At 74.6% G+C, this 14,437-nt stretch carries 13 protein-coding genes; 5 read left to right on the top strand and 8 right to left on the bottom strand.

The features are described 5' to 3' along the window. Window positions 1–110 precede the first annotated feature (110 nt). The 5 genes from ACYP53_RS10345 to ACYP53_RS10365 all read right to left on the bottom strand — a co-directional run bounded on the left by ACYP53_RS10345 (window position 111) and on the right by ACYP53_RS10365 (window position 5,164). The gene (locus tag ACYP53_RS10345) at window positions 111–632 is read right to left on the bottom strand and encodes a potassium channel family protein (RefSeq protein ID WP_189912965.1); all 522 of its coding nucleotides are present in this window, start codon (window positions 630–632) and stop codon (window positions 111–113) included. 141 nt (window positions 633–773) lie between these two features. Next, window positions 774–2,153 (bottom strand): hypothetical protein, encoded by a 1,380-nt coding sequence (locus ACYP53_RS10350; RefSeq protein WP_459647235.1) that lies wholly within the window; start codon window positions 2,151–2,153, stop codon window positions 774–776. 147 nt (window positions 2,154–2,300) lie between these two features. Then, window positions 2,301–2,582, bottom strand: coding sequence for a Sec-independent protein translocase subunit TatA (gene tatA / locus ACYP53_RS10355; protein ID WP_189912964.1), 282 nt, complete (start codon window positions 2,580–2,582; stop codon window positions 2,301–2,303). Between the two features lie 184 nt (window positions 2,583–2,766). Continuing rightward, window positions 2,767–3,402, bottom strand: a complete 636-nt coding sequence (locus tag ACYP53_RS10360) for a class I SAM-dependent methyltransferase (RefSeq protein ID WP_459647236.1) — start codon at window positions 3,400–3,402, stop codon at window positions 2,767–2,769. 205 nt (window positions 3,403–3,607) lie between these two features. Next, window positions 3,608–5,164 carry an MFS transporter gene (locus ACYP53_RS10365; RefSeq protein WP_189912962.1) on the bottom strand — a complete coding sequence of 519 codons (1,557 nt, stop codon included), beginning with the start codon at window positions 5,162–5,164 and terminating at the stop codon, window positions 3,608–3,610. Between the two features lie 110 nt (window positions 5,165–5,274). Between ACYP53_RS10365 and ACYP53_RS10370 the strand changes: the two genes are divergently transcribed. Continuing rightward, window positions 5,275–5,859, top strand: coding sequence for a TetR/AcrR family transcriptional regulator (locus tag ACYP53_RS10370; RefSeq protein ID WP_189912961.1), 585 nt, complete (start codon window positions 5,275–5,277; stop codon window positions 5,857–5,859). Between the two features lie 54 nt (window positions 5,860–5,913). Here the strand turns inward: ACYP53_RS10370 and ACYP53_RS10375 are convergent, their stop codons facing one another. Then, window positions 5,914–6,231: a cupin domain-containing protein gene (locus ACYP53_RS10375; protein ID WP_189912960.1), complete on the bottom strand. Its 318-nt coding sequence runs from the start codon at window positions 6,229–6,231 to the stop codon at window positions 5,914–5,916. A 114-nt stretch (window positions 6,232–6,345) separates the two neighbouring features. Here ACYP53_RS10375 and ACYP53_RS10380 point away from each other — a divergent pair, with 114 nt between their 5' ends. Beyond that, window positions 6,346–6,612 carry a hypothetical protein gene (locus ACYP53_RS10380; RefSeq protein WP_189912959.1) on the top strand — a complete coding sequence of 89 codons (267 nt, stop codon included), beginning with the start codon at window positions 6,346–6,348 and terminating at the stop codon, window positions 6,610–6,612. A 133-nt stretch (window positions 6,613–6,745) separates the two neighbouring features. Here ACYP53_RS10380 and ACYP53_RS10385 read toward each other — a convergent pair whose 3' ends face one another. After that, window positions 6,746–7,903 (bottom strand): acyl-CoA dehydrogenase family protein, encoded by a 1,158-nt coding sequence (locus tag ACYP53_RS10385; RefSeq protein ID WP_189912958.1) that lies wholly within the window; start codon window positions 7,901–7,903, stop codon window positions 6,746–6,748. Between the two features lie 284 nt (window positions 7,904–8,187). Between ACYP53_RS10385 and ACYP53_RS10390 the strand changes: the two genes are divergently transcribed. Next, entirely contained in the window at window positions 8,188–9,351 is a 1,164-nt protein-coding gene (locus ACYP53_RS10390; RefSeq protein ID WP_459647237.1) for a TetR/AcrR family transcriptional regulator, read from the top strand. 84 nt (window positions 9,352–9,435) lie between these two features. Here the strand turns inward: ACYP53_RS10390 and ACYP53_RS10395 are convergent, their stop codons facing one another. Beyond that, a complete protein-coding gene (locus tag ACYP53_RS10395; protein ID WP_189912956.1) occupies window positions 9,436–9,759 on the bottom strand; it encodes a hypothetical protein in 324 nt (107 codons plus the stop codon). Window positions 9,760–9,995: 236 nt separating this feature from the next. On the opposite strand from ACYP53_RS10395, the gene ACYP53_RS10400 reads away from it, so the two are divergent. Further along, window positions 9,996–11,900, top strand: coding sequence for an ATP-binding protein (locus tag ACYP53_RS10400; RefSeq protein WP_459647238.1), 1,905 nt, complete (start codon window positions 9,996–9,998; stop codon window positions 11,898–11,900). Window positions 11,901–12,051: 151 nt separating this feature from the next. Then, a complete protein-coding gene (locus tag ACYP53_RS10405; protein ID WP_459647239.1) occupies window positions 12,052–14,412 on the top strand; it encodes a hypothetical protein in 2,361 nt (786 codons plus the stop codon). Window positions 14,413–14,437 lie beyond the last annotated feature (25 nt).

Below are 14,437 nucleotides of genomic sequence, written 5' to 3' on the forward strand. Positions count from 1 at the left end.
CGGCTGAGGCGCCGGCGCGGGCCACGACGGCCGCCGTCGGCACCCGCCGTCGCTGGCCGACGGCGTCGTCGTCCACAGGCTGTGGATGACGCCGGGGGCCGGGCGAGGGTTCAGTCCCGGTGCCGGACGCGCTGCGCCACGGTGCTGCGGACCGCCTGGGAGGCCGTCCCGGCGGCCGCCGCGAGGAACACGAAGTTGTACCCGATCTGCAGGACCACCACGAGCCGTGCCGCCTGCCCGGTCGGGGTGATGTCCCCGTACCCGACCGTCGCCATCGTCACGACCGTGAAGTACAGCGCGTCCAGCCGCGTCTCCAGCCCGGCGAACTCCGGCTTGTGGGCGCCCAGCGCGTAGTAGGTCGCGGCGAAGATGGTCATCGCCAGGGCGATCAGGAACACCAGCCAGACCACCGGCCGCTTCGCCGTCCCCCGCAGCACCCCGACGATCTTGGCCAGCATCAGCCAGCTCAGCGCGACCAGCGCTCCCACGAAGGCCGACCAGCTCAGGAGCGGCCGCCGGTCGCCGAACCACCCCAGCGGCAGCGTGAAGTACGCGACCATCAGCAGCGCGAACGCTCCCAGCAGCCAGCACCAGGCCCTCAGGTCGGCGGGCGGCGGCGGATTCTCGGACATCCCGCCCAGCCTCGGCCGGGCCCGCCCCGGACGCCCGTCGGACTGCGCCGCCCGGACGAACCGGACCGGAGCCGGGCGCCGCCGCCCCGCCGCTCAGCCGGACCGTCCCTCAGCCGGACCGTCCCTCAGCCGGACCGTCCCTCAGCCGGACCGGGCCGGCCGCCCGGGCTCGTCCAGCAGCTCCAGCACGGCCAGCACGCCGACCAGCGCCAACGCCAGACAGAGCGTCACCAGCACCGTCGGGTGGCTCCACAGCACGAAGGCCAGGGCCGCGCCCGCGACCGCCGTCCAGCCCAGCGCGGCCTTCCACCGGTGGACGAACCGGCCGACCGGCCCGAGCCGCAGCCCGGCCCGGGCGGCCACCCGCCGGACCGCGCCCAGCCCGGCGCGCCAGCCGCCCCGGACGGTGCGCGCCCCCCGACCGCCGCCGCCGATCCAGGCGCCGAGCGCCACCAGCAGGCCGAGCGTGACCACGACCCGGACGGCCGAGCGCAGGTACCGCACCAGCGTGTCGTACACCGCCTGGGCGGCCGCCTGGTCCAGGTCGGCGGGGAGCCGGTCCAGGTAGAGCGCCCGGAACGCGCTCAGCCCGATGCCCAGCAGCAGCGCCCCGCCCGCCATGCCCAGCGCGGCCGCCACCACCGCCCGGCGCCGCCGCACCGCGAGCAGCACCCCGCCGAGCGCGCACGCCCCGGCCAGCACCGGGACCCAGAAACCGGCCAGGTCCAGGACGCGCAGTGCGGTGCGGACCTTGGGGACGGCGTCGGAGCGCACCAGCGGGTACGCGGTGTGGATCTCCGGGAGGTGCTCGACGAACGGGAGCCGGTCCGCCAGGGAGGATTTCACCCGGGCGATCACCGGGGCGAGGTCGAGCACCACGGTGTCGTCGTGGACCTCGACCGCGCCGCCTCCCTGCCCGGTCACCAGCTTCTCGACGGCGGCGTGCGCGTCCCGGTTGACGTCGGTCCAGAGGGTGACGAAGGCGTCGCTGTCCACCACCCGCTCGACCTCGGTGCGGACGAAGCCGGCGAGCCCGTTGTCCAGGGCCTGGCCGATGCCGTTCAGCAGGGCGCCGAGCTTGGGGCGGTCGTCCGGGGCGACGCCGTCGAGCAGCGAGTCGACGGAGATCCGCTTCATGATCTCGTCGGTCACCCGGGCGCTGACGGCCGCCTTGATCCGCGGGTCCCGGGCGAGCGGGGCCATCGTGGCGAGGTAGCGGTCGGTGTCGCTGATCTCGGACCTCGCCCAGAGGGCCAGGGCGCTCAGCGGGGTCAGCACGCAGGCCAGCAGGATCAGCAGGACGGCGAAGGCGGAGCGCACCCGGTGCCGCGGCGGCCGGACCGGCGGGGCGGCCGCCAACTGTTCGGCGAGCCGCGCCTCCTGGGCCTCGACGGCACCCAGCCGGGCCCGCAGCTCGGCCAGTTCGTCGGCCGGACCGTCGAGACGTCCGTCGGCCTGTTCGCCGACCGGTCCGACGGCGCGGTCGCCGGCCGGTCCGTCGCGGGGCTCGTCGGTCGGCATGCCGCGACTCCGTTCCTCCGGTGGGTGCGTACCAGGAGATACCGGATCAGATCGGACGGCCAGCCGGAGGTTCCGGTGGAGCGAACCCCGGAACAGCGGAAAGCCCCCGGTGGGATCACCAGGGGCTTTCCGGAGAAAGGGGGAGACTCAGGCGGTCGTCTCGGGCCGCGCCGTCTCGGTGGCCTTGGTCACGTTGGTCGGCGTGACGGCCGGACGGTCCGCGCTCTGCTGGGGAGCGGCGGTGCTCTGCGCCGTGCCGGCGTCCGCCGGGGTCTCGTCCTCGCGCATGGCCTTCGTCTCGGCCTTCAGGATGCGCATCGACTTGCCCAGGCCACGGGCCATCTCCGGCAGCTTCTTCGAACCGAACAGCAGGATTACGACCGCCAGCACCACGAAGATGTGCCAGGGCTCAAGACCGTTCCGCAGCATCCCTGGCCACCGGTCCCTTCTTGTCAGGAGTCATGGCGAGCGCTATCGCCCGTGCTGGCCAGTATGCCTGGCCCTCACGGCGAACGGATACACCGCCCGGGAAACGCTGGCCAAAAACCAGGTGCCGTTCGAGCGGATCGCGAGAATCGGGGGCGGCCGCGGGGCCCTGGGCGCGGGTGGACGGTCAGCCCGCGCGCCGGGCCAGCAGGTAGCCGCGGCGGGTGGGGGCCTCCTCGGGCAGGCCCGCCCGCTCCATCCGCACCTCGACGGTGAACCCGGCCCCGGCGAGGTGCCCGGCGACGGTGTCGGTCGCCAGGAAGTGGAAGTCGACGTCCACCCGGTGGCCCCACCACTCCTCCATCCGCCGCACCTCGTCGCCCAGGTGGAAGGAGACCAGCAGCACCCCGCCGGGCCGCAGCACCCGCCGTACCTCGGCGAAGGCCGGCGCCAGCTCGTCCGGCTCCAGGTGGATCACCGAGTACAGCGCCACGGCGGCCGCGAACTCGCCGTCGGCGGCGGGCAGCGCCAGCAGGTCGCCGGTGCGGAAGGTGGCCTCCGGCTGCTCGCGCCGGGCCAGTTCGACCATCCGCGGCGAGAGGTCCACCCCCACCACCTCGGCCCCGTGCCCGGCGAGCCAGCCCGCCACGTGCCCGGGGCCGCAGCCGAGGTCGGCCACCACCCCGCCGGCGGCCTCCTCCACGACCACCCCCAGCAGGGCCCGGTCGACCGCCTTGTGCGCCAGCTCGCCGCCGATCCGCCCCAGGTACTCCTCCGCCACCGTGTCGTAACTGCCGCGCACCCGCGTCCGATCAGCACCCATGACCCCACCCTGGCACGGCGGTTCGCCCGGGCGTGGCCGATTTCCGGGGCCAGGCCGGGTCCGGCCGCGGTCCGGCCGCCGTCCGGCCGACGCACGGCTGCCTGAAGACGGCGGAGAGCCCCCGCCCTGGGATGGGCGGGGGCTCTCGATGACTCGCGTGGATCGGGCCGGGTGGATCGGGCCCTGTGGATCGGGCCGGGGTCGGTCAGACCGTGGCGGGCTCGGGCTCGGTGGCCTCGGCCGGGGCGGCGGCCGGGAGGTGGCGCATCAGGCGGTAGGCCAGCAGCGCGGCGCCGAGGGCGAGGACCCCGCCGACGCCGGCGGCGACGTGCAGGCCGTCGGTGAAGGCGGTCCGGGCGGTCTCCAGCAGGTCGGCGCCGATCCGGCCGGGCAGCTGGGCGGCGACGGTGGCCGCGCCGCCGAGGGTGTCCTGGGCGGTCCGGGCGGCCTCGCCGCCGACGCCCGCCGGGAGGGCGCCGTCCAGCTGGTGGCGGTAGACCGCGGCGCCGGCCGCGCCGAGCAGGGCGATGCCGAGCGAGCTGCCGAGCTCGACCGCGGTCTCGGAGATGGCGGAGGCGGCGCCGGCCTGCTCGACCGGGGCGGCGGAGACGACCATCTCGGCGGTCATCGTCATGGTGCCGACGGTGCCGGCGGCGAGCACGCCCGCCGCGGTGAGGATGAGCGCCAGCGGGGAGTGCGCGCCGACCTGCGTCATCATCGCGAAGCCCGCCGCACCGATCAGGAAGCCGCCGCCCATCAGCACTGCCGGGCGGACCTTGCCGGCCAGCGCCGAGCTGATCCCGACCGCCGCGCCGACGCCCACACTCGGCACCAGCGACCAGAGCGAGGCGGTCAGCGGGCTCATGCCCTTGACCAGCTGGAGGTACTGCGAGGTGAAGAGGGAGAAGCCCATCATCGCGAACATCGCGATGGTGTTGACGCTGATCGCACCGCTGAAGGTGCGGATCCGGAACAGGCTGAGGTCGAGCAGCGGGTTCGCGGCGGTGCGCTGGCGCCACACGAAGGCGGCGGCGAGCAGCAGACCGGCCGCGAGGGCGAGCGCGGGCAGCGGGCTCCAGCCCTCGACGGCGACGGTCTTGACGCCGTAGACCAGCGGCAGGATCGCGGTGAGCGAGAGTGCGGCGCCGAGCAGGTCGAAGCGGCCGACGCGGGCGGGGGAGCGGTACTCGGGGAGCAGGGCGGGCGCGGCCAGCAGCACCAGGGCCATCACCGGGACGGCGGGCAGGAAGGCCGAGCCCCACCAGAAGTGGTCGAGCAGCAGGCCGCCGGCGACCGGGCCGAGGGTGGCACCGGCGGTGAGCACGCCGCCCCAGGCGCCGAGGGCGACCTGCCGCTGCTTGGGGTCGTGGAACATGTTGCGGATCAGCGCGAGGGTCGAGGGCATCACGGTGGCCCCGGCGGTGCCGAGCAGGGCGCGGGCCGCGATCAGCTGGTTCGCGTCGTGCGACCAGGCGGCCAGCAGCGAGGCGCCGATGAAGCCTGCGGCGCCGATCGTCAGCAGCCGGCGGCGGCCGATCCGGTCGCCGAGCGCACCCATCGTGATGAGCAGTCCGGCCAGCAGGAACGAGTACATGTCCATGATCCACAGCTGCTGGGTGCCGCTGGGCGCCAGCGTGGTGGAGATGAACGGGACGGCGAAGAAGAGCACGCCCATGTCCATGGAGAGGACGAGGGTCGGGAGGAGGAGGACGGCCAGGCCGATCCATTCGCGACGGCCTGCGCGGCCGGTGGTTGCGGTCATGGGGAAGACAGTACGGACGTGTCAGACGCTTGTCTAGTACGTATGTCTAAATCGATCGTGCGAGACATCCGTGCAAGACATTTGTGCAGCCGTTCCGTAGGATCGAGGGCATGGGAAACCGCGAAGACCTGATGGCCGGTGCCAAGCGCTGCCTGTACGAGAAGGGCTACGGGCGCACCACCGCCCGTGACATCGCCACCGCCTCCGGAGTCAGCCTGGCCGCGATCGGCTACCACTTCGGCTCCAAGGACGCGCTGCTCAACGCGGCGATGATCGAGGCGATCGGCGATATGGGGACGGCCCTGGGCGCGGTCGTGGTCGCCGCCAACCAGGTGTCGGACGATCCGGAGGAGCGCTTCGCCGCCGTCTGGGACGGCCTCCGGGACGTCTTCGTCGAGCACCGCGGACTCTGGGCGGCCCAGTTCGAGGCGCTCGCGCAGGCCGCGCACGCCCCCGAACTGGCGCAGGCCTTCGCGGGGGCGCAGAAGGAAGGCCGGCTGGGGCTCGCCGCGCTGTTCCAGGGGCTGCCCGAGGTGGTGGAGACCGAGGAGGAGCTCGCCCGCGGCGCCTTCTACCAGACCCTGCTGGCCGGTTACGCCGCCCAGTGGCTGGCCGCACCCGAACTCGCCCCCAGCGGGGCGGACTTCCTGCGCGGACTGCGGCTGGTCAGCGGCAGCGTGTTGAACTCCGGCTGAGCGACCCGGGTTCGGCCTGACGCCCTGGCCCGGGCGTCAGCCCTGGCCAGGGCGTCAGGTGGTGACGGCAGTCAGCAGCACCACCGAGTCGACGTGCGCCAGCAGCCCGTGCCGCTCCTGCGGGACGGGCTCCAGTCGACCGGCCGGCAGTTCCAGCCGCCGGCCGGCGATGGTCAGCGACACCCGGCCGCGCAGCACCTGGACGCTCCCCGCGGTGGGCGGGTTGTGCTCGTCCAGCGCCGTCCCGGCGGTCAGCGCGATCACGGTCTGCCGTAGGAGGCCGTCGTGCAGCACCAGATGGGCGCTGCGCCCGTGCGGGCTCTCGGCCGCCAGAGCGGCGTGCTCCACGGCGAGCTGTTCGAGATCGGGCATCGCGCCGCCTCCTCACTCCGTCTGCCCAGGGTCGCGGACGCCCCGGCGTCCCGCACCCGGAGCGGCCGGGCGGTCCGAGGTGCAGGCCCCGCCGACTGCCCGCATCGTGGAGGCATGGCGATCAACGAGAGACCCCTCGACGGATTCCAGGTCAACCGCGCGCAGCTGGTCGGCGGCGCGGTGCTCGGCGGCATCGGCGCGGTGCTCGGCGCGACCGGCGCGGTCCTGATGTGCTCGGCGCTGGCCGTGGCCTGCCGCGACTGGCTGCGCAGCCGGGAGACCCCGCCGACCGCGATGGCCCACCGGGCCCTGCACGAGGCGCGGGTGGCGTCCACGGCCGGCTGGCAGGCCTGGCGTTCCGAGCACAGCTCGCCCAACTGAACCCACGGCGGTCCGCGGTGCGCTGGGCGGCAGCGTCGCCGAGCGACCGGCGCGTCGGGCAACGGCGCGTCGGGCAACGGCGCGGCGGGCCGCCATGGGGGTGCGGCCCGACGCGCCGTCGGACTGAACGGCCCTACAGGCCCAGCGACTTGGCGACGATGCTGCGCATGACCTCGCTGGTGCCGCCATAGATCCGGAACACCCGGTTGTCGGTGTAGAGCCGGGCGATCGGGTACTCCAGGATGTAGCCGTAACCGCCGTGCAGCTGAAGGCACTTGTCGATCACGGTGGAGGCGGACTCGGTGCAGAACAGCTTCGCCGCGGCCGCGTCGGCCACGGTCAGCTCGCCGTTCTGGTACAGCTCCAGCGCGCGGTCCACCATGGACTGCTGCGCCACCACCTGGGACTCGCAGTCGGCCAGGGTGAACTTGGTGTTCTGGAACTCGGCGACGGCCTTGCCGAACACCTTGCGGTCCTTGACGTACTGCACCGCGAACCGCACCGCCGCCGCGGACGCCGCGTACGCGCCGACGGCGATCGCCAGCCGCTCCTGCACCAGGTTGTGGGTGAGGTAGGAGAAGGCCCTGCCCTCCTCACCGAGCAGGTTCTCCACCGGCACCCGGACGTCGCTGAACGCCAGCTCGGCGGTGTCCGAGGTGCGCAGGCCGATCTTCTGCAGCTTGCGGCCGACGGTGTAGCCGGGCGAGGTGGTGTCCACACACAGGATGGAGAGGCCGGCCCGGCGGTTGTCCGGGTCGTACGGCGCGGTGCGGCAGACCACCAGGACGAGGTCGGCCAGGACGCCGCCGGTGATGAAGGTCTTGGCGCCGTTCAGGACATAGTGGGTGCCGTCCTCGGAGAGCCGCGCGGTGGTGGTGATGCCCGCCAGGTCGGAGCCGGCGCCCGGCTCGGTCATCGCGATCGCGGTCATGATGTCGCCGGAGACGAAGCCGGGCAGCCAGCGCCGCTTCTGTTCCTCGTTCGCGTACTCCAGCAGGTACGGCAGCACCAGGCCGGTGTGCACGCCGGAGGAGCCGAAGCTCACACCCGCCCGGGCGACCTCCTCGGCGACCACCGCCTGGTACTTGAAGCCGCTCTCGCCCGCGCCGCCGTACTCCTCGGGCACCTCGATGCCGTAGACGCCGAGTTCGCCCAGCTGCCGGTAGAAGTCGCGCGGCGGGTGGCCCTCGGCCTCCCAGCTCTCGTAGACCGGGACGACCTCGTTGGCGATGAAGTCCCGGATGGTCTCCCGGAAGGCCTCGTGGTCCTCGTTGAACACGGTGCGGCGCACGGCGGCGCTCCCTTCGACGGTGCCGGCCGGAGCTGCCGGCGGGGCGGAACGTACCAGGTGATGGCCTCACAAGTTAATCCCGGGTAGCTTCGGCTGTCCAGCGTCGTCCGGCCCGGAGAACGAGGCCGGCGGGAGTCTCAAGTGAATCCTTGCTAGCCTTCGGTCGAAGCCTGGACGGGCCTGGACGGGCCTGGACGGGCCTGGACGGGCCTGGACGGGACCGGACGGGACAGGACCGGACGTGACCGGGGCGGGTGCCCGGCCGGACGGGAGGGAGACGCGTCATGGTGGTCCGACGGCCGCCCGGGCGGCGTGCCCAGATCCTCGCCGTGGCCGCCGACCGCTTCCACCGCAGCGGCTACCACCAGGTCTCGATGACCGAGGTCGCCGCCGGGGTCGGCATCACCGCGCCCGCGCTCTACCGGCACTTCCGCGGCAAGCCCGAACTGCTCGACCGCGCCGTCCGCCTGGGCCTGGACGCCCTCGCCGACGCCCTGCGCGCGGCCGGCACCACCGGGGAGGTCGGTGCCGCCCTGGCCGCCGTCGCGGTCGGCCACCGCCCGCTCGGCACCCTGGTGCAGCGCGACGCCCGGCTGCTGCCGCCGGCCCGGCGGGCCGCGCTGCGCCGCGAACTGCGCGCGGACGTCGCCCTGATGACCGCCGTGCTGCGGGCCGAGCGTCCCGGACTGGCCGCCCCCGACGCCGAGTTGCTCTGCTGGTCGGCGCTCTCGGTCTGCGCGGGGCTGTCCTACCAGTCGGCCGCGCCGCAGCCGCGCCGGGCCGAGGCGCTGCTGCGCGAGCTGGTCGCGGCCGTTCTCGCGGTCCCGCTGGACGGTGCGGCGGCGGCCGGGCCCGCGGCGGCACCCCCGGCCGGGCCGCCGACCGAGGCGCGGCCGCAGGCGCGCCGGGAGGAGCTGCTCGCGGCGGCCGTCCGGCTGTTCCACCAGCGCGGCTTCGACAACGTCAGCACCGACCAACTCGGCGCCGCCGTCGGCATCTCCGGCCCCAGCGTGTACCGGCACTTCGACAGCAAGGCCCACCTGCTCGCCGCCTCGCTGGTGCGCAGCCGCGAGCGGCTGTGGCACGAGGTGGACGGCGCGATCGCGGCCGCCGACGGGCCCGGGGCGGCGCTGGCGGCCGGGCTGGGCGCCTACGTCGGCTTCGCGCTGCGCAACGGCGACTACCTGGGCGCGATGCTCAGCGAGACGGAGCGGCTGGCCCCGCCGGACCGCCGGGCCGCGGTGGACTTCCGGCGGGACTTCCTGCGCACCTGGGTCGTCCTGCTGCGGCAGGTGCGTCCGGAGTACGACGCGGCGACCGCCCGGATCCGGGTGCACGCGCTGTTCGCGCTGGTCAACGACGGGGTGCGGAACCGCCCGCACAGCGCCCGGCCGGACCTCGGGGACTGCCTGCTCCGGCTCGGCCGGGCCGTGCTCGGGGTCTCCTGAGCGGAGCCGGGCGTACGGCGCGGGCCGGGTGCCCGCCCCGTGGTGACGGGACGGGCACCCGGCCCGGTGGCCGCGGCGAGAGACCTAGTACAGGACGTGCGGGTAGTACACCCGGGCGTCGACGTTGCCGTTGCCCTGCAGGGCGCCGACGTTCCCGCCGTTGCCGGTCACGGCGAGGCCGTTGTTCTGGTTGCTCGCGCCCGAACCGGTGGCCGTCTGCTGGGTGTTGACCACGTTTCCGTGGACGTTGCCGATGATGTTGCCGGAGCCGACGTTGCTCACGACGCTCCCGTTGGAGTGGTCGATCGCGCCGGCGCCGTTGTCGGCGTGCGCGGTGGCGGCGCCGAGGCCGACGAGGAGGAACGCCCCGAGGGCGGTGACGGCTGCGGCTGCGCGGATACGGGACACGCTGGTCTCCCTGGACTGAAGTGCGAATGGTGGCGCGGTCGGAGTGGCCGCTCCGGAGCGCCGTTGCCTGACGTCGCCCGCTCAGCATTCACCAGCGGTGGGGACGGACTCCACCGAATGGGTGGCAATTCCTCCGATGGTGGCGCCCCGGTCAATTCGGGGTTGACCGGAGACCGTCATTCCGTCGGGAAGAAAGAAATGGTCGGCAGATTGTCGCACTGGCACACTGAGGACCCATGTCTGAAGGTGCCCCGCCCCAGCCCACCCCCGCCGAGGAGCTGCGGACGACCGAGGTCGACCTCGGCGGCCTGGTGAACGTCCTCGCCACCCACCTCTACTCCACCCCGCTGGTCGCCCTGCGCGAACTCGTCCAGAACGCGCACGACTCGCACACCCGCCGGCTCCTGGAGGACCCGGAGGGCGAGCACCGTCCGCTGATCCGGGTGCGCGCCGACGCCGCCCGGCGGACCGTCGCCATCGAGGACACCGGGGCCGGACTCACCGAACCCGAGATCCACTCCTACCTCGCCACCGTCGGCACCGGCTACACCCGGATGCTGCGCGAACTCACCGGGAACCAGGAGCTGATCGGCGCCTTCGGGCTGGGCTTCCTGTCGGCCTTCTCGATCGCCGACGAGGTCACCGTCACCACCACCTCCCACCGCGAACCGGGGCTCGGCCACCGCTACCGCAGCCGCGGCGGCGAGCAGTACCGGGTCGAGCCGGTGCCCGCCCGGCCCCGCCCCGGCACCGTGGTCGAACTGGCGGTCAAGGCCGAGCACTCGCACCTCGCCGACGAGGACACCCTGCGCGAAGTCCTCGGCCGCTACTGCGTGCTGCTGCCGATCCCGGTCTACGTCGGCGAGGACGAGCAGCCCGTCAACTCCGTCGAGGTGCCCTGGCGGCAGCGAGTGGAGGGCGACCAGCACGCCGCCCGGATGCGCTTCGCCACCGCCTTCGGCCGCCGCTTCGAGCCGCTCACCGCCTTCCCGGTCCACCCGGCCGGCGACGCCACCGACGCGATCGGCCTGCTCTGGGTCCAGGACGGCGGCACCTACGGCAGCAGCGACAACCGCGACCTCGCCGTCTACCTGCGCGGCATGCTGCTCGCCGACGACGCCCGCGACCTGCTGCCCGGCTGGGCCGGGTTCATCGGCGGCGTGGTCGAGTCCAGCCGGCTCACCCCCACCGCCAGCCGCGAGGACCTCCAGCGCGACGAGCACTACCGGGCCCTCCAGAAGGCCCTCACCGACGCCATCGTGGACGGCCTGTACGAGACCGCCCGGCTGCGGCCCGCCGCCTGGCGACGCATCCTCACCCGGCACGGCCAGGACCTGCTCGGCGCCGCGCTCTGCGACGAGCGGCTGTTCACCCTGCTCGCCGACGACGTCCCGGTGCCCACCTCGCAGGGCGACCTCACCGCCGGGGCGCTGCGCGCCGCCGGCGGGGGAGCCGTGCACGTCGCGCTCGGCAGCGGCGGCGGCTTCGAGGAGATGCTGTACCGGGCCATGCGGGTGCCGATCGCGCGCGGCGACCGCTACGCCGTCCTGCCCTTCCTGCGCCGCTACGCCCAGCTGCGCGGCTGCCGGCTGGTCGAACTGGGCAGCGAGCAGGGCAACCGCGAGCTGTTCCGGGACCCGGAGCGGCCGCTGCCCGACGGCGAGGCGGCCTGGCTGGCCGGCGCCCTCGCCGACCGCGGCGAGCAGCTCGTCCCGGCCCGCTTCGACCCGCCCGGCCTGCCGCTGGTGCTGGTGCCGGACCGCGAGGCCGAGCTCAAGGCCCGGATCGAGGACGACCAGGCGGACGCCCGGATCCCGTCCGCCGCGCTGCGGCTGGCCCGGGCCTTCACCGCCCGCACCGACGGCGAGGTCAGGGCCCGGCTCTACCTCAACCTGGCCTGCCCGGCGGTCCAGGACCTGCTCGCCGCCTACCGCACCGGGCACACCGGCAGCGCCACCGCGGCCGGGCTGCTCCGCTCGCTCAAGGTGATCATGGCCGCGGCCTCCTCCGGCCCCGCCGAGGGCGACCTCACCGCGGCGCTGACCGGCGTCGGCACCGCGGTCTCCGCCCTGACCGCGGCCGTCCCGGCCGGCCTGCCGGACGTCCCGGACAGCCCGGGCGCCCTGTCGGGGGAAGCGTGACCGCCGGATTGTCAGTGACTCGCTTGCCGGTGGCTCGCTTTCCGGTGACTCGCTTGTCAGTGACTTGCTCGTCAGTAACCCACTGGTCGGCGACCCGCTTGTCAGTGGCCCGCGGTAGACCAGTCATCAGCACGACGCAGGGGGAAGAAGCATGACCACCGACATCTGGTCCTGGGTGCGCGACGCCCACCGGCAGTTGGCCGAGGCCGGCCACCACCGGCTGGCCGACGCCATCGTCGAGCTGCCCGAGCACGCCACCGAGGGCCACAACGACCAGCTGGACGCCCTCTACCCCGAGGCGGTCGCCGCCGCGCGCGCGCTCGACCTGCCCTGGGTCGAGGTCTACCTGCGCCACTGGCGGATGCAGAACCTGCTGAACAAGCGCCAGCAGGGCGAGACGGTCATGCCCGAGGTGATCGACCTGCTGGACTTCGCCCACCGGGAGGAGACCGCCGGCTGCCCGCAGTCCGTCTGCGTGGTGCAGGACTTCGCCATCTGCCACGCCCGGGTCGACGGGCCCGGGTACGTGGCCGAGCGGCTCGAGGTGGTCGGTGAGACGCTCGACCGGATCGAGCCCGGCCGGGCCTGCTACGACTGCCTCTCCCGCGAGTACTCCGACGCCCTGGAGGACGACGGCCGCGCGGCCGAGGCGCTCGACCACCTGGACACCGCCGCCAACCGGATGCGGGCGGCCGGCCAGCGGGTCTCACTCCGCTTCCACCAGGCCAGGGCCGGCACCCTGCACCTGCTGGGCCGGTACGAGGAGGTGCTGGAGCTGCTGGACACCGCCGAACGGGCCGAGCAGGCCCAGGACCGTCAGCTGGACGAGCGCGACCAGCGCTGGGGCGCCCTGCTGCGGGCCCGCGCGCTCGCCGCGCTCGGCCGGACGGACGAGGCGCTCGCCCTGCTCCCCGACCGCGCCGAGGCCGAGGCCCACGCCGACCTGCGGCCGGCCTGGACGCAGACCGTCGAGCTGCTGGTCGCGGCCGGAGCCTGGGAGAACGACGCCGAACTGGGCGCCGTACTGGCCGGCTGGGTCGGCTACCTGGACGGCGTCGGCGCGCACCGCCCGTGCGTGGACCTGCTGCTGGCGGCGGGCCGGCTCGCCCTCGCCCGCGGCGCCCGCACCGTGGCGCTGACGCTCGCCGCGACCGGGGAGCGCAAGCTCACCAGGCTGCGCCGCACCGACGGCGTGTCGGAGGAGGTCGCCGCCCTGCGCGCGGCCGCCGAGGCGCTGCCGCAGCCCGAGCTGCCCGTCCCGCCGGGCGAGCTGACGGCGTACCTGGCCGAGGCCGAGGTGCCCTTCGAGACCGGCGCGGACCTGCTCTCCGTCGCGCTGGACCGGTACCGGGGCGAGCCGGCCGGCGCCACCGGTCTGGCGGTGCTCCTGGCCACCGTGCTGGGCGGCCTCGGCCACGCCCGGGCCGGCGCCGACCTGCTGTGGCAGCGGCTGGAGGCCGACCCGGGCGACCGGGAGCTGACCGCCACGCTCGGCGAGATGCTGATCGAGGCCCGGGACGCCGAGGGCGTCCGCCGCCTCGCCGACCGCCTCGCCGCCACGGCCCCGGCCGACGCCCACTGGATACGCGCCCGCTGGGCCGCCGTCGAGAGCCGCTGGACGGAGGTGCTGGAGCAGTGCGGGGCGATCCTCGCGCTGGACGACGCGGTGCTCAACACCCGCCGCCTCGCCGCCCGCGCCGCCACCGAACTGGGCGACCACGCCGCCGCGCAGCGGTTCTACCAGGAGCTGCTGGAGCGCGCCCTGCCCTCCGACGACGACGCCCCGGAGGAGGAGGGCCACCGGCGGGTCCAGGAGGGCGACCTCTGGCACCTGATGACCGCGGCCAGCGCCAACCGGGACTGGGCCGCGGTCCGCTCCGCCGGCGGCCTGCTCGGCATCGAGTTCGACGAGCCCGAGGGTCCGGTGGAGGAGGAGTGGCAGCTGGTCACCGTCCGGGCCACCCGGACCAACGGCGCGACGGCCGACCTGCCGGCCGTCCGGACGGGCCCGGCCACCGCCCGCATCCTGCCGGTGCTCGGCGACGACCTGACGCTCAACCACGGCGACGTGGTGGTCTTCGCCCCCGCGCTGCTGGAGCAGCCGCCGGCCGAGGACGCCCCCGAGGAGGAGCGGCGGCGCTGGCGGCCGGTGTTCGAGCTGCTCACCCTGCTCGACCCGGCGGGGTACACCACCTACTGGATCGACGGCGGCTGGCCCGGCGACGAACCGTGGGCCACCCTGCGCGAGCGGCTGCAGGAGGCCGGGTTCGCGGTCTGGGCGTACAGCGGGGACCACTACCGGATCACCGACCCGGCGGACGACGACGAGTCGCTGCCCGGGATCTACGCGGCCTTCGGGGTGCCGCCGACCGCCTCGGCCGCCGAGGCCGACGCGCTGCTGCACCGGCTGACCGGTGACTGGCCGCACCCGCTCGCCTGGCCGGCCCTGGCCGAGGCGGCCGGCGCGGACCTCGCGCGGCACGAGGAGATCGTCGAGCGCTACGGCCTCTGACCCTCCCGCTCCCACCCCTTCCGGC

The organism is Kitasatospora sp. Ki12 (assembly GCF_054601375.1).

Coding starts and splice junctions, on each gene's coding strand:
- ACYP53_RS10345 (WP_189912965.1), bottom strand. CDS start 632: ATGTCCGAGAATCCGCCGCCGCCCGCCGACCTGAGGGCCTGGTGCTGG.
- ACYP53_RS10350 (WP_459647235.1), bottom strand. CDS start 2,153: ATGCCGACCGACGAGCCCCGCGACGGACCGGCCGGCGACCGCGCCGTC.
- tatA (WP_189912964.1), bottom strand. CDS start 2,582: ATGCTGCGGAACGGTCTTGAGCCCTGGCACATCTTCGTGGTGCTGGCG.
- ACYP53_RS10360 (WP_459647236.1), bottom strand. CDS start 3,402: ATGGGTGCTGATCGGACGCGGGTGCGCGGCAGTTACGACACGGTGGCG.
- ACYP53_RS10365 (WP_189912962.1), bottom strand. CDS start 5,164: ATGACCGCAACCACCGGCCGCGCAGGCCGTCGCGAATGGATCGGCCTG.
- ACYP53_RS10370 (WP_189912961.1), top strand. CDS start 5,275: ATGGGAAACCGCGAAGACCTGATGGCCGGTGCCAAGCGCTGCCTGTAC.
- ACYP53_RS10375 (WP_189912960.1), bottom strand. CDS start 6,231: ATGCCCGATCTCGAACAGCTCGCCGTGGAGCACGCCGCTCTGGCGGCC.
- ACYP53_RS10380 (WP_189912959.1), top strand. CDS start 6,346: ATGGCGATCAACGAGAGACCCCTCGACGGATTCCAGGTCAACCGCGCG.
- ACYP53_RS10390 (WP_459647237.1), top strand. CDS start 8,188: ATGGTGGTCCGACGGCCGCCCGGGCGGCGTGCCCAGATCCTCGCCGTG.
- ACYP53_RS10400 (WP_459647238.1), top strand. CDS start 9,996: ATGTCTGAAGGTGCCCCGCCCCAGCCCACCCCCGCCGAGGAGCTGCGG.
- ACYP53_RS10405 (WP_459647239.1), top strand. CDS start 12,052: ATGACCACCGACATCTGGTCCTGGGTGCGCGACGCCCACCGGCAGTTG.